Raw genomic sequence first — 20,167 nt, forward strand, 5'->3', positions numbered from 1 at the left:
CAAAAAAGATGTCGAAAAATTGTTACATAGCCATTAAATTATGTTACAAATACATTACAACGATCGTTTTTTGTAAAAATAAAGAGAGAATTTAACATATATGTCGGAACACAAAAGTTGAATGTAGACGGGCTTCACGATAAGATAGGGGAGAAGTACAGTGAAAAAGGGGAACTGTAATGGGTGATTGGATGATTTCATCAGAAGCGCTGCTTGCTTTGTTAAAAATTATTGCGATTGATATTATTCTTTCTGGAGATAACGCGATTGTGATTGCGATGGCTACACGTCGATTGCCGGAAAAACAACGAAATCGCGCTATTGTATTCGGTACGGCTGGGGCAGTCATTTTGCGTGTTTTGTTTGCTGCGGTGATTGTCTTTTTATTGCAAATCCCATTTGTTCATTTCTTTGGAGGGTTATTGCTCCTTTGGATCGCATATAAAGTGTTGATCAATGAAGAGGAAGAAGCGAACGTACAAGCTGCCGATCGTTTATGGAAGGCGATTTGGACAATTATTGTAGCCGATGCTGTCATGAGTTTAGATAATGTCGTGGCGATTGCAGGGGCGTCAGGCGGGCATATTGGCATGATCGCTTTCGGTGTCGCCATTAGCATTCCGATTATGATTTTTGGGTCGAAGGCTATTGTATTGGTGATGGAGAAGTATAAATGGATTCCTTATGTTGGATCAGGTATTTTAGCGTGGACAGCGGGGGAGATGTTATTAAAGGATGAACAAATAAAAAAATGGATGATTTTTTCCAAAGATTCACAATCGCTCGTATTCCTTATTGTTGTGACAGCTTCTATTTTACTAGCGGGATATGTAAAAAATAAAAAAATAGATAAACGAAAAATGGCATAAAAATTTTATGAACATATGTATAAAACAAAAAAGAACGGTCATAATGAATAATGCTAAGTGTATTCCCCCGATCCCCCTGTGAATATACTTGAAAGGGCTATCTCCGTAGCGAGATAGCCCGATTTTTTTAAATAAACAAGTTTAATCCTGCTTCTTCAGCATCGCCTAAATATGTGGCGACACCGCCAATTTCGATTCCGTCAATTAATTCTTCTTTTTTAATGCCCATAATGTCCATTGACATCGAGCAAGCGACAAGTTTAACTCCTGCAGCCATGGCGTTTTTCATCAATGTTTCAATATCGTCGACATGTTTCTTCTCCATGACGTATTGAATCATTTTCGGACCCATGCCAGCCATATTCATTTTTGATAATGGAAGATCGTGAACACCTTTTGGCATCATCATGCCGAACATTTTTTCAAGCATATCTTTTTGTACGGGAGGAGCATCTTGTTTTCGTAAAATATTGAGCCCCCAGAATGTAAAGAACATCGTTACTTTTTTGCCCATTGCAGCAGCCCCTGATGCGATAATAAATGATGCGATCGCTTTATCTAAATCTCCGCTGAAAACAACAAGTGTTGCGCCGTCTTTTCTTGTTTCTTTTTCAGGTAAAGTGATTTTATTCGTTCCTTTTTGAATGTAGGCAATAAACATTTTATTTTCAAAAGTTGTTTTTAACAGCGTATTCCCTGTTTTTTTGCACCATGATTGAATATCGCGTGCAAACCCTGGGTCCGTTGCTTTTACTTCTAGTACATCTCCATCTTTTAACCGTTCCATCGTTTGATATACTTTCATAATTGGTCCAGGGCATTGGAGTCCACATGCGTCTAATGTTGTTGTTGCTTGAACGTTCATGACGTTTACACGCTCCACTTGTTTTTCTGTTTGTTCCTCTTTTCGTTGCTCTTGTTGTTCGCTATAAACAGCTGCATATGTTTTATATCCGCCATCTAAGTTTTTCACGCGGAAGCCGTGCTGACTTAATATACGTGCAGCTAAATAACCACGTAGTCCCACTTGGCAATATACGTAGATCGTTTCATCTTTAGGCAATTCATGAAGTCGTTTGCGTAGTTGTCCAAGTGGAATATTTATTGAGCTTGGAATAAAGCCCATGTCGCGTTCTATTTCCTCACGAACATCAACAAGACATGCTCCGCTCTTCACTAATTCATTGACTTCATGCCATTGAATCGTTTCAACCATATCTTCAATGATATTTGTTGCGACATAACCAGCCATATTCACTGGGTCTTTAGCAGATGAATATGGCGGTGCGTACGCTAATTCTAAATCTGGTAAGTCAAACACGGTGATTCCGCCCTTGATTGCTGTCGCAATGACGTCAATTCGTTTATCGACACCGTCATAACCAACTGCTTGTGCCCCAAATATGCGACCTGTTTGTCGATCAAATAATAGTTTTAGAGCAATTGGAAATGCACCTGGATAATAGCTTGCATGTGAATTTGGATGAATGTGTATCACTTCATATTGTATGCCGAGACGTTGTAACGTTTTTTCATTGTTTCCTGTTGCCGCTACCGTCATATCAAATACTTTCGCGATCGCTGTGCCGAGCGTTCCTTTGTAGTTTGTGTTTCGGCCATTGATATGGTCAGCAACAATTCGTCCTTGCCGATTTGCTGGCCACGCGAGCGGAATGTGGGTCGGTTTGCCGTTAATATAGTCCATCACTTCGATCGCATCGCCAATGGCATAAATCGATGGATCAGATGTTTGTAAATATTCATTGACTTGAATGCCTCCACGTTCCCCAATAGCTAATCCTGCTTGTTTGGCTAATTCATTTTCTGGTTTTACGCCAATTGCTAATACGATCATGTCCGTATCAAGTGTTGTTCCGCTTTGTAAGCGAACGATTTTTCCTTGCTTTTCAAATGCTGCGACACCATCTTCTAAAATGAGTCGCACGCCTTTATCTCTCATATGCTGATGGAGAATCGCCGCCATTTCGTAATCGACAGGTGCCATAATTTGTTTCGCCATTTCAACAAGTGTCACGTCTATGCCGCGTTCCCATAAGTTTTCCGCCATTTCCACACCGATAAACCCGCCACCGATGACGACCGCTTTTTTCGGTTTCTTTTCATCTACATATGCTTTGATCCGATCTGTATCTGGGATGTTGCGCAATGTAAATAAATCGTTCGCTTCTTCAATGCCTGGGATGTTTGGTTTTATTGGGCTTGCCCCTGGGGATAAAACGAGATAATCATAGTTTTCTTCATACGTTTTTTCGGTTGGAAAATGTTTTACAGTTACCGTTTTACGGTCACGGTTAATGGCAATGACTTCGCTTTGAATGCGAATGTCAAGATTAAATTTTTCTGCCATTCCTTCAACCGTTTGTACAAGTAAAGCATCACGCTCTGCAATCGCACCACCGATATAATATGGAAGACCACAGTTTGCAAATGAAATATATTCTCCACGTTCAAACATCACGATTTCTGCTTGTTCATCTAAACGACGTAAGCGAGCAGCTGTCGTTGCGCCACCAGCTACGCCACCAACTATCACGATTTTTTTGTTCATCTTGATCAGCCTCCTTATATTGTGAATTGTATCACAAGAACATATATAGATAAAGGGGTACTAGTATTTGTTTTTTGACGAATATGTGAATTATTTCACGAAAAACATCGTTGTACGTATGATTAGGATGTTTGTATAATTTGATTGAAGAAAAAACTTGCACGAGGGTGGGGGGAAGTATGCATCCAAGTGTAACGTTTTTAAACTTCGATTATACCTATACGTGGCAAAGAAATCTTCTTCATTTTCCTCATGAATGGATCGAGATGGATGACATTAAAGGAACGAACTTATATTGCGATGACGGTGCGATGCAAGAAATTGAAAAACGACTAGCATGCCGTCATACAAGAGGGATAACGTTGATCGGAAGCGGGAACTATCATTACGTTTCATATGCATTACTTAAGCAGTTTCGTGAGCCGTTTACGCTCGTATTGTTTGATCATCATACAGACATGAACGAGCAAACGTTGTTTCCACTTCTTTCATGTGGCTCATGGGTATTATATGCTCAAAAACACGTTCCGACATTAAAACATGTTGTCATCATCGGTTCTGCAACTTCACAAACATTTTCACATGTTACGATCTTTCCAAAAAGCAATTTCATGTACGCGCCAATGACGATTGTGCGCGCGATTCCGACAAAACATATATACATTAGCATTGATAAAGATGTGCTTCGCCCTCAAGATGCACAAACAAATTGGGATCAAGGGACAATGTCGCTACGCTCACTTATCACTTACGTTGACTACCTTTTCCGATTTAAGCATGTGCTCGGTGTTGACATATGTGGTGAAGATCGTTTGTTTGGCGCAAAAAATGAAAAAGCGAATGAAATGATTATACGTGCATGTTTCAAACATATGCCTGTGTCCTCCGCATCGTAATATTTTGTGAACACAATAAAAAAAGATAGATGTTTTTGTTTACTCGTACTATAATGATTAATGAAAAAGGTTATCATTATTAATTGGGGGATTACGTATGGTTGCGATGACGCAATTACGAGTTGGGGAACGTGCAAAAATTGTTGATTTATCGCAAGTAAGCGATTTAGTAAAAAGGAGATTGTTAGATATGGGGGTAACAGAAGGGGCAGAAATTTGTTTGAAATGTACAATGCCGCTTGGTGGCCCATTTATGATTGAAAATTGTGGACAATGTGTCGGCATCCGCCGTCATGAGGCGATGAACATTCAGGTGAAGCCGTTATGATGCATATTGCTCTTGTAGGTAACCCAAATACAGGGAAAACCTCATTGTTTAATCAATTAACAGGAACGTACGAGTATGTGGGAAACTGGAGTGGCGTTACCGTTGAAAAAAAAGTGGGTGTTTTGCGCAGCAAAAAAGCAAAAATGATTGATTTGCCCGGCGTATATTCGCTTCATCCACTTTCTCGCGATGAGCGTGTCGTGACGCAATTTTTACTGACCGAGTCATTCGATAAAATTTTAAATATTGTCGATGCGTCGCAATTGGAACGAAATTTATTGTTAACTGTGCAGTTATTAGAATTCGGGAAACCGTTGGTGATTGCTTTAAATATGGTAGATGTGGCAGAAAGACGAGGCATATTCATTGATCAAACAAAATTGGCTGAAGCGTTACGCGTCCCCGTTGTTCCTGTCATTGCCCGAACAGGAAAAGGATGTGATAAAGTAGAGCGCACGCTACTTGAAAAAGTAGCAGAGCAAACAGAGCTTTTCACCCTTTTTTACGGTGAGGCGATGGAACGAGCGATCGAACGATTTATCGCGTCATGGGGCACAGAGGAACAATTCCCAGTTCGCTGGTTAGCCATTCAATTTTATGAAGGAAATAGCTACGTCCGTGATTATGTTGCAGAAAAATGGCCAGAGGCAACATGGCGTTCATTATATGAACAAGCAGAAAAAGAAGTTCAGCATGCGGAACAAATGTCGCTTGCTCAGTTTATTTATGAAAAACGACGTTCATTTGTAAAAGAGGTCATCGAACAAGTTGTGCAACGCACAGAAATCGGACAAGTAACGCTGACAGATCGCATCGATGCAGTTGTAACGAATAAATATATCGGTATTCCGCTTTTTTTATTAGCTATGTATATTTTATTTCAACTTACATTTGATTGGCTCGGAGCACCGCTTTCCGATTTGCTTGATGCCTTTTTCGCTGGGCCATTAACCGATTCGGTGACAGCGCTGTTAGAATCGATCGGCGCTTCTGAATTTATTCGTGCGCTCGTTGTTGACGGCGTGATTGCAGGAGTAGGCGGTGTACTTGTGTTTGTTCCGCAAATTTTTATTTTATTTTTCTTTATTTCATTTTTAGAAGATTCAGGGTATATGGCGCGCGTAGCGCTTGTCATGGATCGACTAATGGAAGCAGTTGGATTGAACGGAAAAGCGTTTATTCCACTCATTATTGGATTTGGTTGCAATGTTCCAGGTGTCATGGCGGCGCGAACGATCGAACAGCCGCGAGAGCGTCTAGTGACAATGTTGTTAACGCCGCTCATGTCTTGTTCGGCCCGTTTGCCGGTATATGCTTTGTTTGTCGGTGCGTTTTTTGCGGCAAATCAGGCGCTTGTCGTTCTTTCTTTATACATTCTTGGTGTTTCACTTGCACTTATACTTGCGAAACTATTTTCATTGACAATTTTAAAAGAAGAAGCGTCCGTATTTGTTGTTGAATTACCGCCATACCGTATGCCGCAATGGCAAGCGCTATGGCGTAGCACGTGGGATAAAGGGAAAGGATTCGTCAAAAAAGCAGGGACGTTTATTTTTGGTGGTTCCGTTGCTATTTGGTTATTATCGTATGCAGGTCCGAACGGTATGAACGTAAATATGGACGACAGCTTTTTAGCATTAATTGGTGGTGTACTTGCACCGCTTCTTGCTCCGCTTGGATTTGGAACGTGGCAAGCAGGTGCGGCGCTACTAACTGGATTTTTAGCAAAAGAAGTCGTTGTATCAACGATGAACATTATTTATCATGTACCGGATGTCGAATCGCTCCAAGGGTTGATGGCAACGCACTTTACTCCGCTATCAGCGTTTAGTTTTATGGTGTTCGTTTTACTGTATGTCCCATGCTTAGCAACTGTCGCAACGATTTATAAAGAAACAGGTTCACGAAAATGGACGATGTTTTCGATTGGTTATGCGCTCGTGCTCGCATATATTGTTTCGTTTGTCATTTACCAAGTCGGAGGCTTATTCGGCTTCTAAAGGAAGGGATATATATGATTGCAAATGTTGTCATTGGATCAATCATTTTCGGATATGCAGGATGGACGATTTTTCGTTTTATTCAAAAAAGTAAACGTGGTACATGTGCCGCTTGTTCTGTCAAAGGCTCGTGCAGCACTAGTTGCCATGAAAAAAGCTGACCTCGGTCAGCTTTTTCAGTATATTATGCGAAACGTTGTCTCATGAGAGATGGTAGGGATGGCGTATTGTTCTATGCGTTCCACATGCGCAAACGGGGGTCCTTGTTTTATTTGATCAACAAACACTTCAACCTTCTCCACTTCCCCTTGAACTTCCATTTCGATCATATGGTTAGCCTCACAATTTTTTATCCAGCCAGTTAACCCTTGTTTTCTTGCTTCATATTGGGCGAAGTAACGAAATCCTACACCTTGTACGCGACCGTGCACAACAATGGAATAACGAACGACCATCTATTTATCTCCTTCGCTAAAAATTTTCTATAAAAATCATACAACAGCCTACCTTGTATTGCATACGTTGAATACGTAAAAAGATTTACGAGGGAGGAACGATTGTGAACGAAATGGATCGTTACATTCAAAAAGCAGTTATGTATGATTTGTTGGCGCGTTATTATCAATATAAAGATTGGGATCAGTATGAAAAGTATATGCGAAAACATATGGAGTATGTAGAAAAAGTCGTGAAGTCACGCGAAGAAGATAGAGATGATGACGCCGGACGAGTTCGTTTATTTCATGCATCGCCTAATGCTCCTGCGGTTGATGTATATGTCAATGGGCAAAAAATATTACGAAATATGAGATATAAACAACTAAGTCAATATATGAAAGTGCCAAAAGGAGAGCATCGCATCGATGTGTATCCAGCAGGGCATACGGCGTCTCCAGTTCTTAGTCAAACGATTCAAATATTGCCGAAAACGACGTATACGCTTGCGGTGATCGGTGATGTGCATCGTTTACAACTTCTTTCTATGCTCGACCAACCATATGCGCCGTATGGAAAAGCGAAAGTGCGTTTTGCTCACTTTTCCCCAGATGCCCCACCGGTAGATATTGCGTTGCGCAATGGCGATGTGCTATTTCGCCATGCTGCATTTGGAAAAGTGACCGATTACATTGAGGCGCCAGTCAACGAAAAATTACATGTCGATGTGCGGGTCGCAGGAACAAATCAAGTGGTTTTATCGATTCCCAATGTGCGCTTCCAACCAAATAAGTCTTATACGGTCGTTGCCGTCGGTTACGTATCCCGCACTCCTTCATTAGAAGTGATAGTATTAGAGTCGTAAACAAAAAGAGCTTTGATCGAAATGATCAAGGCTTTTTTCGTTGTTGGCGCTGTTTGTATTGTTTGTCTACATACTTAGCAAACGATTCATCAAATTGTTGTTCGAGTTGTTTTTTAATTTGTTTAGCTAGTGCAGGGTTTGCGCCACCTGTCGTAACGGCAATTTGTAATCTTCCGCGCGAAAAAGATGCAGGAATATGAACGTTGCCGAGAAGATGGTTGCTCGCTACGTTGACAAGTTGGTTTGGTGATGCATATGTAGCGATTTGCTCATTGACATGCGGGTCGTTTGTCGCCGCAATAATCAAAAAAGCATCGCTATAATCGGTTGGCTCAATGGGACGGGGGTGCCACGTAATTCGTTTTTGTTCGGCTAAATGAACAATGGCATCGATCGCTTCTGGGCTAATGACAGTAATATAAGCTCCCTCATGTAAAAGAGGGAGAAGGCGGCGATACGCAATCTGTCCCCCGCCAGCAATAACAACTTTTTTCCCTGTCATGCGTACGAAAAAAGGGAGCATATTTTCATCCCCATTCCTTCACTTGTTTTTCAACGAGGCGATCTAAAACATCGTATGTTCGAATAGGAGGATACAACGTAAACGACACTTCGCTCGTTTGGTTTGCTTGCAACGTCTGATGAATGTAGTCAAGCAACTGGCCAAAAAATAAAATGTACGGAACAACAGCCACTCGCTTACGCTTTGTTGTTTGAGCAAGCGAAGTGATAACGTCGGAAAAAGAAGGGAAGGCAGCCGCTAAATAGCACGGATATACAGTGATGTTTGTCTCATGTTGTAGTAAATGTGCGATCTGTCTAAAATCCGCTTGTGCCTCAGTATCGCTACTTCCGCGACCAACGAGTACAATGGCATCAGCCTGTTCGATCGTCGCGGACAGAGCAGAAACGATATCATATTGTACACCGAATGGCTTTCCGTATGTAATCTTCACAGAAGGAAACATCTCTTTTGCTTTTTCTAATTCATACGGAATGTCGCGTTTGGCATGATTCGCTGACAATAGTAAAAGCGGAACAGCTAAGATCGTTGTTGCTCCGTCGCGAACACAACGTTCCACTCCTGTGACAATATTCGGTTCACATAATTCTAAAAAGCATACATGTTGAATCGGTATTGAAATTGAAGAGGAGAGGCGTTCAACAAAAGCGATCGCCTCTTTTTGCCCTTCTACTGAACGACTTCCATGACAAATATATAATACAGCTTTCATAACGTTACCTCATTCCATGTACCATTTTTTCTTCTAACATCGTTTCAAACCATTGCAGGTGCTCATGTAGCTGAACAACTTCTCCGACAATAATGATACTCGGATTCGAGATCGGCTGTTTCTTTACAACATCTACAATCGTCTGTAACGTTGCTACAACTGTTTTTTGTTCAGGGAGCGTTCCCCATTGAATAATCGCAACAGGAGTTTGCGGTCGTTTTCCGTATCGCTGTAACTGTTTACAAATCGATGAAAGATGTTTAACACCCATATAAATGACGAGTGTATCTACGCCTTTCGCTAAATGTTCCCATTGTACGGCGTCTGTGGCGTCGATTCGGCGATGACCTGTGACAAATGCAACGCTTCCGCTAAAATCACGATGAGTCACAGGGATTCCAGCATACGCTGGAACAGCAATACCGGATGTGACACCCGGAACGATTTCAAAAGGGATGTCGTGTTTCATAAGCGCTTGTGCTTCTTCACCGCCACGTCCGAATAGAAAAGGATCTCCACCTTTTAATCTTGTTACAATTTTACCTTTTTTTGCATACTTGACTAAAAAATGATGAATCGTCTCTTGTTTCATTGTATGGTAATTTGGTAGCTTCCCACAATAAATTAAATCGGCATCATGTTTCGCAAACGATAAAAGCTGTTCGTTAATAAGGCGGTCATATAAAATGACATCTGCTTGTTGAATACATCTTAATCCTTTTACCGTAATAAGTTCAGGATCCCCAGGACCAGCGCCGACTAAATATACTTTTCCCATTGTCTTCACCTAAATCCATTGTTTATTTTTTAAGTAAGAAATGATTTGTTGAACGCATTGGTCAATTGAATATTGATCTGTATCGACGACAACATCTGGCGACAACGGTGGCTCATATGGTGAGTCAATGCCGGTGAAGTCGCGAATTTCCCCATTTCGTGCTTTTTTATACAATCCTTTTGGATCGCGTTGTTCGCACGTTTCAAGTGGACAGCGGACATAAACTTCAACAAATTCATCTTGTTCGAGTTTACTACGAACGAGTTGGCGATCTTGGCGGAAAGGAGAAATAAAGGCCGTGAGCACGATTTGACCGCTATCTACAAACAATTTCGCGACTTCGCCAATGCGACGAATATTTTCGGTGCGATCCTTCGCAGAGAAACCTAAGTCGCTATTTAAACCGTGACGCACGTTATCCCCATCAAGTACGTAACAGTGAATATTTTGTTCAAACAACGTTTTCGCGACAGCGTTTGCTAACGTGGATTTCCCGGATCCTGATAATCCCGTAAACCAAAGGACAAAACTATGATGGTTATTTTTCTTTCGGCGATCTTCTTTTGTTATACTTTCTTTATGCCAAATAATGTTCATCATCGCCCACCTCCGACCGTTTGTAAACCATCCATGAGCACACGCACCACTTCAGGTCGGCTAAATGTACTTGGCGGCATGTCACCAGCGCGCAACATCTCTCGTACTTTTGTGCCGGAAAGGACGATATGAGCTGTCGCATCATGCGGGCACGTTTTTGTTGACGCCATCGCTTCGCATTTTGTGCAGTAAAAGCTATGCTCGAAAAAGAGAGGAGTAATGCCGAGTTCTTCGTTTGTAAACTGCAAGAAAATTTTTTGGGCATCGTATGTGCCGTAATAGTTGCCAACTCCCGCGTGATCGCGACCGACAATAAAATGTGTGCAGCCGAAGTTTTTACGTACGAGTGCGTGAAAGATGGCTTCACGTGGCCCGGCATAACGCATGGCAGCTGTAAATACTCCAAGAAAGACACGATCTCTTGGATAATAATGTTCGAGCAATACTTGATAACTTTTTAGACGAATGTCTGCAGGGATGTCGTCATCTTTTGTTTCGCCAACGAGAGGATTTAAATAAAGACCATCGACAATTTCAAGTGCGCATTTTTGAATGTATTCATGAGCACGATGAACCGGATTGCGTGTTTGAAATCCAACGATTGTTTTCCAACCAAGCTCTGCAAATCGTTGTTTTGTTTCTTTAGGGGTGAAAAAGAATGGCGAAAAAACTCCTTTGTCTGTTTCACGTACGAGCGCCACACGTCCAGCAACATATACATTTGGTTTTTCAAATAATTTTTTGACGCCAGGGTGTGCCAAATCTTCCGTCTGGTAAACAAGCAGCGCTTCTTTTCGTTTATCTGGTCGATATATATCTTGCACTTCTATTGTGCCGTATACCGTTTGATTAAAAACGAGCTCGACTTCATCCCCGAGCGACAGCTGTTTCGCTTGTTGTTCGGTTACCGCAAGTGTAATAGGGATGCTCCAGATGGCTCCGCTTTTTAGCCGCATCGTTTCAACAACTGACTCATAATCGTCTTTTCCTAAAAAACCAGTAAGCGGTGCATAGCCACCAATCGCAAGTAATTCAAGGTCACTTAATTCTGCTTTACTTAATACAATTTGTTTCATTTTTTATGCCCCCTAAACTTATTATACTTATAAAATAACTAGGATTAAATGCCGCCACCATGCTCGTGAAATGAACGACGTTCCTCTGTAATCGTCTTTTTTAAACTAATCGTGCCGAGTGTGGCGAAGCAAACGCTAACGATTGCAATTGCTGTGTAAACATCGCTATGAAGCAATAATTTAATTAAACTATATGAAACTGCTAAGGAAAAAATAGGAGAGACTACCCATACTTTCAACACTTGAATAACAATTTGTTTTTGCCAAATCGAAAAACCGCTTTTCGTTGTGCCGATACCGATAATGGCTGATGTCGTAATTTGTGTTAACGGAACGGGGAGACCAAAAATAGATGAAACGATAACGAGCGTTGCCCCGATTCCTGAAATAACACATCCTTCCAATTGAGAGAAGGTTGTAATTTTTTTTCCGTTCGTCTCTAACACGCGACTTCCAAGTAAAAGCGCCCCAAGTGCAACGAACAACCCGCCAAAAATGATGCCATGTTTGACAGATAATAAACCGGCTCCAACGAGAGGACCGACGGCGTTGGCAACATTGTTCATTCCTGCCGAAAATGCCTCAAAAAATCCAGCGATAATAAGTAAAAAGCCGACCCATTTGTTTTGTTTCAATGTTTTTCCTTTTAGCCATTTGCTAATGAAAAAAGCGAAAGAAAACGCAGCAAGTGGTGTAATGAGCCAAAATGATACGATCCAGAGAAGCTTGCTGATGTACAAACTTTGGTACGCAATGCCTGCGCCAACGACCGCTCCGACTGTAATTTCGCTTGTTGATAACGGAATGCCGAGCACGTTCGCGGCGAATAACGAAATGGTTGCTGCTGCTAAAACGATGACGACAAGATCTGTTTTCAAAATCGATGTAGGAACAATGCCGGAACCGATCGTCTTAACGACTTCTCCTCCGCTTAAGCTGCCGAGAAAAATGGCAACGGCACATATGAATAGGGCGATTCGCTTATTTGACAATGTGCCTGATCCGTAAGCAGCACCCATTGTTGCCGCAGCACCGCTTCCTCCAATGTTCATCGCAAAGAAAAAAGCGATAATAAAAGCCACTGTAACCAACGCATTCCCCCCTTTGTTTACGACTCATGCAAGCCGCATTCTGTTTTCCCTAGCCCAGCCCATCGGCCAGAACGTAAATCTTCTTCCGTATAGGCGGGGGATGTACATGGTGCACAACCGATGCTTGGATATCCGCGATCATGAAGCGGATTGTAAGAAAGATTGTGGCGATGCACGTAGCGCCAAACGTCTTTCCATGTCCAATGAATAAGCGGGCAAACTTTAATGTTGTGAAACTTTTTATCGAGATTAATGAATTCAACATGTTGTCGCGTTGGCGATTGCTCACGGCGCAGTCCCGAAATCCATGCTTTTTTTTCTGCCATCGCTTGACGAAGGGGGATAATTTTTCTTAGTTCACAACATTTGTTTGGATTCATTTTCCAAAGTTCAGCGCCGAATTGTTGTTCTTGTTCCTCAAGCGATAACGTAGGTGTTTGTAAATGAATACGTAAACGTGGGTATGCCTCTTTTACGCGTTCGATTGTTTCATACGTTTCAGAAAAATGTAAGTTTGTATCGAGAAACACAATTTCAGCATCGTCACGCACTTGGGAAATAAGATCGATTAACACGATCCCTTCGATCCCGAAACTGCACGCATATAAAAGGTCTTTACCGTAATGTTCATAAGCCCATGTGAGCACGTGTAATGCCCCTTTTTCGTCATTATCTATTGGAAAAGTAGGTTTTTGTTCACTATCCCATGTTTCATACGTAATCATGTGTTATCTTCCTTTCCCATACCACCTATAATGTTTGATTGTTTTAAATTTTAACACAATTCACCCGAATGTCAATCCTAGTTTTTCTATCGGAATTTATTTTTTATAAAACGTCATGGCAAATGAAAAAAAACATGATTATACTGTTTGTATGGGAGACGTTGAAGGGAGTGGAATATGTTTGCGACTCATTTTATTAGAAGAATACGATGAACGAACGATGGAATTGGCACGCCCGATTTATGATCGCCATCGTCGCGTGTTATTAGCAGCAGGAAGAAAAATTCATCCAAAATATGTTGAACGACTAAAACAGATGGATATTTGTTACGTATTTGTAGAAGATGCGGTATCCGAAGGGATCACGTTGGAAGAGTTGCTCGATATGCCATCGTGGATGGATGCGATTGAAGTTGTTCAGCAAGCGTTTGATGCTGTACGAAAGGGAGAAGAATTACCGCTTCGTTCGTTGTTTAAACTAGCGGTAAAACTCGTTGATGAAGTGAAAAAAAGAAAAGTGTTAGCCGTTATTCCTGCAACATCCATCGCCATGGAGGTACAGCCGTATGCCCATGCGGTGAACGTTGCGTTATTGTCGTTGCAGCTAGGAAAAAAGATGAATTGTAACGATTTGCAGCTGCGCGATTTAGCGCTTGGCGCGTTGCTTCATGACATTGGGAAAGCGCTAGAAGGAGAAGAACATCATACGGTCAAAGGATTTGAATATTTACGGAAGGAACGTGAACTAAGTTTGTTATGTGCGCATGTAGCATACCAACATCACGAACATGTGAATGGTTCGGGTACGCCGCGCGGGTTAACAGAAACAAGCATTCATTTGTACGCTCAAATTTGTGCCATCGCCGATGAATATGAAAACTTAATTTCGGTTGAATTTGTGCCACCGCACGAAGCTTTGGAAATTATTATGGCACGAAGCGGCATTCGTTATAGCCAGCAGCTTGTACGGCTATTCGTTGAGACGATTCCTGCATATTTACCAGGGACGATGGTGAAAATGAGCGACGGAAGAAACGCCATCGTGACAAAAATTATTGAACATATGCAACGTCCATATATACGATATACGGATACGCATGAAGAAATTGCGCTGGCAGATCATCCGTCGCTACTCATTGTCGGACAAACAATTTTATAATTTTTTTCGCAAGTTTCCAAGCTCTTCAGCGATCGCTTGCATTTCGCTTGGACTAAATGATTGCTTTCTCATCACCATATCGTATATATCTTTTAATTCGTCGTATAGTTGTTCATCAAAATGGTCTGGTTTAATGGCATCAAAATTTAATACTTTTAACTTTTCTTTTATTTGCTCGATCATTTGTTCAACCGATAAATGCACATTCGTCATCCTTTCATGAGTAATTTCGTTCATTGTATCATTGTTTTATATGTGAGGTGAAGTGAAATGATTCGCGTACTATTCGTTTGTTTAGGAAATATTTGTCGTTCTCCGATGGCGGAAGCTGTATTTCGTCATCTTGTAAAACAGGAGGGGCTTGATCAAGTCATTTCCGTTGATTCGGCAGGAACAGGAAATTGGCATGTGGGGAAACCACCACATCATGGGACTCAGCGCATTTTAAAGGAAAAACAAATTGATTTTACAGGGTTAAAAGCACGTCAAATTTCAAAGGAAGATTTCCATACATTTGATTATATCATTGGCATGGATAGCGACAATATCGCTCACCTTCGTCGCCTTGTCGGCGATCCGTCACAAGCTATGATTGCCCGTTTTATGGATTTTGTGCCAAACCGTCGTATAGACGATGTCCCTGATCCGTACTTTACAGGAAATTTTGAAGAGGTGTACGAATTAGTCGAAGAAGGATGTAAGCATATATTGGAGCGAATAAAACGGGATCATTCGTTATAAGGAGGTAACAGCGATGGGGAAGGGGAAATGGATTGCATTAGCAGGCATAGCTTTGTTGTTAGCTGATAAAAAAACAAGACAATTCGTTAAAGAAACGTGTCGTGAGTGGATGGATAGCGTAGAAGAAATAAAAGAGACCGTTCATCAAACGAGACAACATGTGGACGAAATGATGAATGATTTGCAGTTTATTGTGAATAAACTAAGTGAAGTAAAAGAAACAACACCGCAAGTGATGGAGTGGATTGGAGAGCTAATTCGCAAACGCTCCACATAAGGAGCGAGGTGGTGAGAAAGATGGTTATCAGCTTTTCTGTTGTTCGCGAACTAATGAAACGGTTTGATGAAGATGAAGTTTTTGACTTATCCGCTGAGTTGGCATATTTCTTTTTGCTTTCTTTATTTCCATTTTTACTGTTTCTATTGACATTTTTATCGTATTTGCCGATTCCACATGAAGATGTGATCGCCTTTTTAAGTCAATATGCCCCAAGCGAAACGGCACATTTAATCGAGACAAACGTGAAACAGCTGATGGAATCGCAAAGTGGAAAATGGTTGTCCTTTAGCGTTCTCGCAACGGTGTGGGCTGCATCAAATGGCATGTCGGCCATTATTCGCGCTTTAAACCGTGCATACGATGTGAAAGAAACGCGTTCTTTTTTCGTTTCGCGTGGCGTTTCAATTTTACTTACATTTGCGATGATTTTTGTCATTATCGTCGCCCTTGTTTTTCCTGTATTCGGTAAAATGATTGGCACATTTCTTTTTTCATCGTTTGGGTTCTCCGACGTGTTTTTGCACGTATGGGAAACAATTCGTTGGTTTGTGAGCTTTGTCATTTTATTTTTTGTCCTTTCTGTGTTATACGTTTTTGCGCCGAGCAAATATGTTCGATTTCGTGACGTGTGGAGTGGATCACTATTTGCGACGGTTGGTTGGATGATTGTTTCGCTTGCTTTTTCTTACTATGTGAACCAATTTGGTAACTATTCCGCCATGTATGGTAGCCTCGGTGGCATTATTGCATTGATGGTTTGGTTTTATTTATCAGGAATGATGATTGTATTAGGCGGAGAGTTGAATGCCATTTTTTGTTGTAAACGAGAAGGGAAAATGCGCATGCGGTAGTCATTTCCTCACATAAAAAAAGTTGTGCAAACCACATTAAAAGTGAAGGCGGTTATGAAGGGGGCATATATGTGACGAAAAAAACGAAAAAAGACGGCGGCACAAAGCAAAAAGGAAAAAGTCGTCCGAAACATAAAACAAGCAGTAGCGCAAACGGACAAAACGGATACCATTAAAAAGAAGAGGGATGTGTTGCACATCCCTCTTCATTCTGCGATTTCTTCGTAATGGTAGTATGTTTGGTTGTAAATATGCTCGATTTCTGCATCTGTCATATAGATGAGTTGTTCTTGATTAAAGCTGCGCAATTTTGTAATAAATTCAATCATATTTTTTCTTTCTTCTCTGCTCATTATCATCGCTCTCCCCTCTGTTTTAAAACAGTTTGTTTTGTTTAATTGTATTATATAACAGAGGGTTAAAAAGCGTCAATGTTTTTTTCGTTTTTTTCAGAAAAATATTTCGAAAATTTTGTGAACGGGCGTTGTGCAAATAATAAAAGAAGTAGAAGACAGCTGACGCTAATGAAAAATAGTTGGTCTTGATGTTGTAGTACAACACCGCCAATGGCAGGGCCACATATGCTGCCAACGCTGTATAACATTCCGCACAAAATGTTGCCGACAGGAAGAAGCGATTTTGGCAATAAGTCTGTCATATACGCCATGCCTAGTGAAAAAAGCGAACCGACAAACATGCCAGCGATAAAAAAGGTTGTTGTCAGTTGCACAGGGGAAGTGAGCCACTGTGCAATCATAAAACAAATGGCTCCAATGGTTAACGAAACGACAATGATCGTTTTTCGTGAAAAACGATCGCTTAACGTGCCGAGCGGAAGTTGAAAAGCGATCCCGCCAAGCGCAAACGCTGGAAGTATCATGGCGACCGTCTCAATGTTTAGGCCGTGTCGCAACGCATACACAGGAAACATGCTATGAAGTGATGCCTCTAAAAAGCCATAGCCAAACGGCAACAACAATGCGGGCCATGCTTGTTTCCAAGCATGAAAAAAGCGAACTGCTCCGATTTTCTCGGCCTCGCTCGTTTGTGGATACGTATGTGGTAGGAAAAATAATAATATCCATCCACATAAGCTAAGCAATGATGAAACGATAAACGGTAACGCTTCGTGCATGTGAACGAGCGGAACGAGAAGCGGTCCGATCATAAAACCAACGCCAAACGATAAACCATACAACGAAATGTTGCGACCGCGTCGATGAATAGGGGAGGCATATGTAATCCACGTTTGCGAACCGAAATGAAGAATATGATCGCCAATTCCGATTAACAAACGAAGGACAAACCAAAACGATAGCGATGATGACATCGGAAACATCGCTAAAGAAACGATGACGATCGCCCCGCCGATCATAATGAAACGTTTAAATCCGTAGCGACGAAGCGGACGTTCTAAAAATGGAGAAACGATTAGAACTCCGATATACATCGCTGTCGCATGTATGCCACTAAGCGAGGAATGCACACCGCTCTGCTCAAAAATGACAGAAATAAGAGGCAACAATAGTCCTTGAGAAAGACCTGAAATCATGACAATGCTAACTAAAATGAAAAAGTGACGTTGTCGCATAGTTTCCTCCTGTAACGTGTTCACTATGTTCGATGTTAAAATGTTTGATGAAAAGAAGCAATAAAAAAGAAAGATGAAAACGGAAATGAGTTTGTGTAAAATATGGTTAATATTCCACAAATGAAAAAGGGGACGATTCGATGGAACGCATCTTTTTTTATTGACGACGATTGGTGTGCCGCTTTCTGTTGCAGGAAGTTTGCTTCATTGGCCTGCAACGCCGATGTTTGTCGTTTATTGTGTCACAATTATTGCGCTCGCTAGTTATATGGGACGAGCGACAGAAAGCTTAGCTATCGTAGCTGGGCCACGCATTGGCGGTTTGTTAAATGCGACATTTGGCAATGCAGTAGAATTGATTATATCCATTTTTGCGCTCAAAGCTGGCTTAGTGAGTGTCGTGTTGGCGTCGTTGACGGGTTCCGTGCTTGGCAACTTATTGCTTGTGGCAGGATTATCGTTTTTTGTTGGCGGTCTGAAATATAAACGACAATCATTTAACGTATATGATGCGCGTCATAATTCAGGTTTACTAAAATTTGCTATTTTAGTTGCTTTCGTTATCCCAGAAGTATTTTCGATGACGATGAATGAACAAAAGACGCTGTCGTTAAGCGTAGGCATTTCAGTCATTATGATTGCTCTTTACTTAGCAGCGTTATATTTTAAACTCGTTACGCATCGCGGTGTATATCAACATAAAGAAGATGTGGAAGAACATGAAGAGCCCGAATGGTCAAAAGGAAAAGCGATGCTTATTTTAGCGCTTGCTACTGTAGCTGTCGCATATGTATCAGAAAGCTTAGTTCATACGTTTGAAGTCGTTGCTCATTCATTTGGTTGGAGCGAATTGTTTATTGGTGTCATTATTGTCGCGATTGTCGGAAATGCCGCTGAACATGCTTCCGCCATTATTATGGCATATAAAAATAAAATGAACGTCGCTGTTGAAATTGCTGTCGGCTCAACGCTTCAAATTGCGATGTTTGTTGCACCTGTTTTAGTACTTATATCACTTTTGTTTCCAACGAAAATGGCGCTCGTCTTTACACTCCCAGAACTTGTTGCAATGGTGACAGCGGTATTGTTAACAATTGTGCTTTCTAACGATGGAGATACGAACTGGTTTGAAGGAGCGACATTGCTTGGAGCATATATGATTATGGGAATCGGATTTTATTTGCTGTAATCCGTCAGGAATGGCTGACGGATTTTTTTTGTAAAGAGGATAAATTGTTCACTTTTGAAAAAAATAACGATGAACGACGCAAAAAGAAAGGAGTCTGCGCATGAAAAGATGGTTTGCTTTAAGCATCATGTTCGTTTTCTTATGTATGCCAACGATTAGTGAAGCGACGGTCAAACTTCCATCATCGGTCATCGATATTTCAAAAGAAAATACGTATCCAAATCCGACGCAAAACTTACCGTATTTGCAACCAAGCGAACTAGCTAAGCAACTGCTTCAGTCGGCGAATGTTAAAATTGAAAATCCGGAATTAATTCGTCTTTTAAACGAATCGTCGATTTCAAGCACACCGTTTGCGATCGGTTATGAAGCGACGATTTATTTAGGACAGTGGCCGCTAAATTATGAATCGACAGAAACATCGACAAATTGGGAGTATCAAAAAGTGAATACAAACTTTATTGACAATCGGGGCGGAAAAACAACGGTGCGGCTAACTTATCGGCAAGAGATGCAAAAACAAGTTCGGGGCGGATTAACCGCAAGCATTCCGAATGAAGAAGATGTGAAAAAAATGATGCTTTTAACAGCGATGAAAAAGACAAACTTGCCACTTTCTTTTAGCACGTGGATCGGCATGGGAACAAAAAAAGAGCAAGCATATAACGTCCCACCGAAAAAATTAGGATACTTATATGCCTATGCCCCTGCGGTCAATGAAAAAGGGAAAGTGACATACGGGGAAGTATATATCGTCTTAAAAGGCAAGAAAAAAAGCATTGTCGTGAAAAACGTCACATCGCAAGGCATCGGTGCCTGGATTCCTGTACAAGACCGGATCTCATTCGCTTTTGTCGCAAGCGACGTACCACGATGACAAGAGAAGCTTGTC

Annotated in this window: 24 protein-coding genes; 12 read left to right on the forward strand and 12 right to left on the reverse strand. The window is 41.3% G+C overall.

The genetic code is table 11. From position 1 onward, the window contains the following. Window positions 1-179 precede the first annotated feature (179 nt). A complete protein-coding gene (locus ASC42_RS10880; RefSeq protein WP_055441771.1) occupies window positions 180-869 on the forward strand; it encodes a TerC family protein in 690 nt (229 codons plus the stop codon). Between the two features lie 127 nt (window positions 870-996). Here ASC42_RS10880 and cdr read toward each other — a convergent pair whose 3' ends face one another. Then, window positions 997-3,438, reverse strand: a complete 2,442-nt coding sequence (gene cdr, locus ASC42_RS10885) for a CoA-disulfide reductase (RefSeq protein WP_055441772.1) — start codon at window positions 3,436-3,438, stop codon at window positions 997-999. Between the two features lie 179 nt (window positions 3,439-3,617). Between cdr and ASC42_RS10890 the strand changes: the two genes are divergently transcribed. The 4 genes from ASC42_RS10890 (at window position 3,618) to ASC42_RS10905 (ending at window position 6,823) form a co-directional block, all read left to right on the forward strand. Beyond that, on the forward strand, window positions 3,618-4,334 hold the full coding sequence (locus tag ASC42_RS10890) for an arginase family protein (RefSeq protein WP_055441773.1): 717 nt from the start codon (window positions 3,618-3,620) through the stop codon (window positions 4,332-4,334). Window positions 4,335-4,431: 97 nt separating this feature from the next. After that, a complete protein-coding gene (locus ASC42_RS10895) occupies window positions 4,432-4,662 on the forward strand; it encodes a FeoA family protein (protein WP_032101006.1) in 231 nt (76 codons plus the stop codon). Further along, window positions 4,659-6,662 carry a ferrous iron transport protein B gene (feoB, locus tag ASC42_RS10900; protein ID WP_055441774.1) on the forward strand — a complete coding sequence of 668 codons (2,004 nt, stop codon included), beginning with the start codon at window positions 4,659-4,661 and terminating at the stop codon, window positions 6,660-6,662. Before ASC42_RS10895 ends, feoB begins: the two co-directional genes overlap by 4 nt. 14 nt (window positions 6,663-6,676) lie before the next feature. Next, window positions 6,677-6,823, forward strand: coding sequence for a FeoB-associated Cys-rich membrane protein (locus ASC42_RS10905; protein ID WP_055441775.1), 147 nt, complete (start codon window positions 6,677-6,679; stop codon window positions 6,821-6,823). Between the two features lie 15 nt (window positions 6,824-6,838). Here ASC42_RS10905 and ASC42_RS10910 read toward each other — a convergent pair whose 3' ends face one another. Then, complete coding sequence (locus ASC42_RS10910; protein WP_032101009.1) at window positions 6,839-7,117, reverse strand: acylphosphatase; 279 nt, start codon at window positions 7,115-7,117, stop codon at window positions 6,839-6,841. Window positions 7,118-7,230: 113 nt separating this feature from the next. Here ASC42_RS10910 and ASC42_RS10915 point away from each other — a divergent pair, with 113 nt between their 5' ends. Further along, window positions 7,231-7,962, forward strand: a complete 732-nt coding sequence (locus tag ASC42_RS10915) for a DUF4397 domain-containing protein (RefSeq protein WP_245191197.1) — start codon at window positions 7,231-7,233, stop codon at window positions 7,960-7,962. 25 nt (window positions 7,963-7,987) lie between these two features. On the opposite strand, the gene ASC42_RS10920 is transcribed toward ASC42_RS10915, so the two are convergent. Genes ASC42_RS10920 through ASC42_RS10950 form a run of 7 tightly spaced genes read right to left on the reverse strand, consistent with a single transcriptional unit; the run spans window position 7,988 to window position 13,464 of the window. After that, complete coding sequence (locus ASC42_RS10920) at window positions 7,988-8,485, reverse strand: NAD(P)-dependent oxidoreductase (RefSeq protein WP_055441777.1); 498 nt, start codon at window positions 8,483-8,485, stop codon at window positions 7,988-7,990. Between the two features lie 4 nt (window positions 8,486-8,489). After that, window positions 8,490-9,197, reverse strand: a complete 708-nt coding sequence (locus tag ASC42_RS10925; RefSeq protein WP_055441778.1) for a sirohydrochlorin chelatase — start codon at window positions 9,195-9,197, stop codon at window positions 8,490-8,492. Window positions 9,198-9,201: 4 nt separating this feature from the next. Then, window positions 9,202-9,975, reverse strand: coding sequence for a uroporphyrinogen-III C-methyltransferase (gene cobA / locus ASC42_RS10930; protein ID WP_055441779.1), 774 nt, complete (start codon window positions 9,973-9,975; stop codon window positions 9,202-9,204). 9 nt (window positions 9,976-9,984) lie between these two features. Beyond that, window positions 9,985-10,572: an adenylyl-sulfate kinase gene (cysC, locus tag ASC42_RS10935; protein WP_055441780.1), complete on the reverse strand. Its 588-nt coding sequence runs from the start codon at window positions 10,570-10,572 to the stop codon at window positions 9,985-9,987. Further along, the gene (sat, locus tag ASC42_RS10940; RefSeq protein WP_055441781.1) at window positions 10,572-11,648 is read right to left on the reverse strand and encodes a sulfate adenylyltransferase; all 1,077 of its coding nucleotides are present in this window, start codon (window positions 11,646-11,648) and stop codon (window positions 10,572-10,574) included. The genes cysC and sat overlap by 1 nt, the downstream gene beginning before the upstream one ends. A gap of 44 nt (window positions 11,649-11,692) precedes the next feature. Continuing rightward, the gene (locus tag ASC42_RS10945) at window positions 11,693-12,739 is read right to left on the reverse strand and encodes a sulfate permease (protein ID WP_082435725.1); all 1,047 of its coding nucleotides are present in this window, start codon (window positions 12,737-12,739) and stop codon (window positions 11,693-11,695) included. Window positions 12,740-12,756: 17 nt separating this feature from the next. Next, window positions 12,757-13,464: a phosphoadenylyl-sulfate reductase gene (locus ASC42_RS10950; RefSeq protein ID WP_055441782.1), complete on the reverse strand. Its 708-nt coding sequence runs from the start codon at window positions 13,462-13,464 to the stop codon at window positions 12,757-12,759. A 181-nt stretch (window positions 13,465-13,645) separates the two neighbouring features. Here ASC42_RS10950 and ASC42_RS10955 point away from each other — a divergent pair, with 181 nt between their 5' ends. Beyond that, on the forward strand, window positions 13,646-14,623 hold the full coding sequence (locus ASC42_RS10955; RefSeq protein ID WP_055441783.1) for an HD-GYP domain-containing protein: 978 nt from the start codon (window positions 13,646-13,648) through the stop codon (window positions 14,621-14,623). On the opposite strand, the gene ASC42_RS10960 is transcribed toward ASC42_RS10955, so the two are convergent. Next, window positions 14,618-14,836, reverse strand: a complete 219-nt coding sequence (locus ASC42_RS10960; RefSeq protein WP_032101018.1) for a DUF1128 domain-containing protein — start codon at window positions 14,834-14,836, stop codon at window positions 14,618-14,620. The genes ASC42_RS10955 and ASC42_RS10960 overlap by 6 nt on opposite strands. A 57-nt stretch (window positions 14,837-14,893) precedes the next feature. On the opposite strand from ASC42_RS10960, the gene ASC42_RS10965 reads away from it, so the two are divergent. Genes ASC42_RS10965 through ASC42_RS10975 form a run of 3 tightly spaced genes read left to right on the forward strand, consistent with a single transcriptional unit; the run spans window position 14,894 to window position 16,495 of the window. After that, entirely contained in the window at window positions 14,894-15,364 is a 471-nt protein-coding gene (locus ASC42_RS10965) for a low molecular weight protein-tyrosine-phosphatase (protein WP_055441785.1), read from the forward strand. Between the two features lie 13 nt (window positions 15,365-15,377). Continuing rightward, window positions 15,378-15,641: a hypothetical protein gene (locus ASC42_RS10970; protein WP_032101020.1), complete on the forward strand. Its 264-nt coding sequence runs from the start codon at window positions 15,378-15,380 to the stop codon at window positions 15,639-15,641. A gap of 20 nt (window positions 15,642-15,661) precedes the next feature. After that, window positions 15,662-16,495, forward strand: a complete 834-nt coding sequence (locus ASC42_RS10975; RefSeq protein WP_055441786.1) for a YihY/virulence factor BrkB family protein — start codon at window positions 15,662-15,664, stop codon at window positions 16,493-16,495. Window positions 16,496-16,701: 206 nt separating this feature from the next. Here the strand turns inward: ASC42_RS10975 and ASC42_RS10980 are convergent, their stop codons facing one another. Further along, window positions 16,702-16,848: a BH0509 family protein gene (locus ASC42_RS10980; RefSeq protein ID WP_032101078.1), complete on the reverse strand. Its 147-nt coding sequence runs from the start codon at window positions 16,846-16,848 to the stop codon at window positions 16,702-16,704. 65 nt (window positions 16,849-16,913) lie between these two features. Further along, on the reverse strand, window positions 16,914-18,086 hold the full coding sequence (locus ASC42_RS10985) for an MFS transporter (RefSeq protein ID WP_055441787.1): 1,173 nt from the start codon (window positions 18,084-18,086) through the stop codon (window positions 16,914-16,916). A gap of 160 nt (window positions 18,087-18,246) precedes the next feature. On the opposite strand from ASC42_RS10985, the gene cax reads away from it, so the two are divergent. Beyond that, window positions 18,247-19,275: a calcium/proton exchanger gene (cax, locus tag ASC42_RS10990; protein ID WP_055441788.1), complete on the forward strand. Its 1,029-nt coding sequence runs from the start codon at window positions 18,247-18,249 to the stop codon at window positions 19,273-19,275. Window positions 19,276-19,375: 100 nt separating this feature from the next. Continuing rightward, window positions 19,376-20,152 carry a YfkD famly protein gene (locus tag ASC42_RS10995; RefSeq protein ID WP_055441789.1) on the forward strand — a complete coding sequence of 259 codons (777 nt, stop codon included), beginning with the start codon at window positions 19,376-19,378 and terminating at the stop codon, window positions 20,150-20,152. Window positions 20,153-20,167 lie beyond the last annotated feature (15 nt).

The sequence above is a fragment of the Anoxybacillus suryakundensis genome (genome assembly GCF_001418025.1).
In the GTDB taxonomy this organism is placed as follows: Bacteria; Bacillota; Bacilli; order Bacillales; family Anoxybacillaceae; genus Anoxybacillus; species Anoxybacillus tengchongensis.

Coding starts and splice junctions, on each gene's coding strand:
- ASC42_RS10880 (WP_055441771.1), top strand. CDS start 180: ATGGGTGATTGGATGATTTCATCAGAAGCGCTGCTTGCTTTGTTAAAA.
- cdr (WP_055441772.1), bottom strand. CDS start 3,438: ATGAACAAAAAAATCGTGATAGTTGGTGGCGTAGCTGGTGGCGCAACG.
- ASC42_RS10890 (WP_055441773.1), top strand. CDS start 3,618: ATGCATCCAAGTGTAACGTTTTTAAACTTCGATTATACCTATACGTGG.
- ASC42_RS10895 (WP_032101006.1), top strand. CDS start 4,432: ATGGTTGCGATGACGCAATTACGAGTTGGGGAACGTGCAAAAATTGTT.
- feoB (WP_055441774.1), top strand. CDS start 4,659: ATGATGCATATTGCTCTTGTAGGTAACCCAAATACAGGGAAAACCTCA.
- ASC42_RS10905 (WP_055441775.1), top strand. CDS start 6,677: ATGATTGCAAATGTTGTCATTGGATCAATCATTTTCGGATATGCAGGA.
- ASC42_RS10910 (WP_032101009.1), bottom strand. CDS start 7,117: ATGGTCGTTCGTTATTCCATTGTTGTGCACGGTCGCGTACAAGGTGTA.
- ASC42_RS10915 (WP_245191197.1), top strand. CDS start 7,231: ATGGATCGTTACATTCAAAAAGCAGTTATGTATGATTTGTTGGCGCGT.
- ASC42_RS10920 (WP_055441777.1), bottom strand. CDS start 8,485: ATGCTCCCTTTTTTCGTACGCATGACAGGGAAAAAAGTTGTTATTGCT.
- ASC42_RS10925 (WP_055441778.1), bottom strand. CDS start 9,197: ATGAAAGCTGTATTATATATTTGTCATGGAAGTCGTTCAGTAGAAGGG.
- cobA (WP_055441779.1), bottom strand. CDS start 9,975: ATGGGAAAAGTATATTTAGTCGGCGCTGGTCCTGGGGATCCTGAACTT.
- cysC (WP_055441780.1), bottom strand. CDS start 10,572: ATGAACATTATTTGGCATAAAGAAAGTATAACAAAAGAAGATCGCCGA.
- sat (WP_055441781.1), bottom strand. CDS start 11,648: ATGAAACAAATTGTATTAAGTAAAGCAGAATTAAGTGACCTTGAATTA.
- ASC42_RS10950 (WP_055441782.1), bottom strand. CDS start 13,464: ATGATTACGTATGAAACATGGGATAGTGAACAAAAACCTACTTTTCCA.
- ASC42_RS10960 (WP_032101018.1), bottom strand. CDS start 14,836: ATGACGAATGTGCATTTATCGGTTGAACAAATGATCGAGCAAATAAAA.
- ASC42_RS10965 (WP_055441785.1), top strand. CDS start 14,894: ATGATTCGCGTACTATTCGTTTGTTTAGGAAATATTTGTCGTTCTCCG.
- ASC42_RS10970 (WP_032101020.1), top strand. CDS start 15,378: ATGGGGAAGGGGAAATGGATTGCATTAGCAGGCATAGCTTTGTTGTTA.
- ASC42_RS10975 (WP_055441786.1), top strand. CDS start 15,662: ATGGTTATCAGCTTTTCTGTTGTTCGCGAACTAATGAAACGGTTTGAT.
- ASC42_RS10980 (WP_032101078.1), bottom strand. CDS start 16,848: ATGAGCAGAGAAGAAAGAAAAAATATGATTGAATTTATTACAAAATTG.
- ASC42_RS10985 (WP_055441787.1), bottom strand. CDS start 18,086: ATGCGACAACGTCACTTTTTCATTTTAGTTAGCATTGTCATGATTTCA.
- ASC42_RS10995 (WP_055441789.1), top strand. CDS start 19,376: ATGAAAAGATGGTTTGCTTTAAGCATCATGTTCGTTTTCTTATGTATG.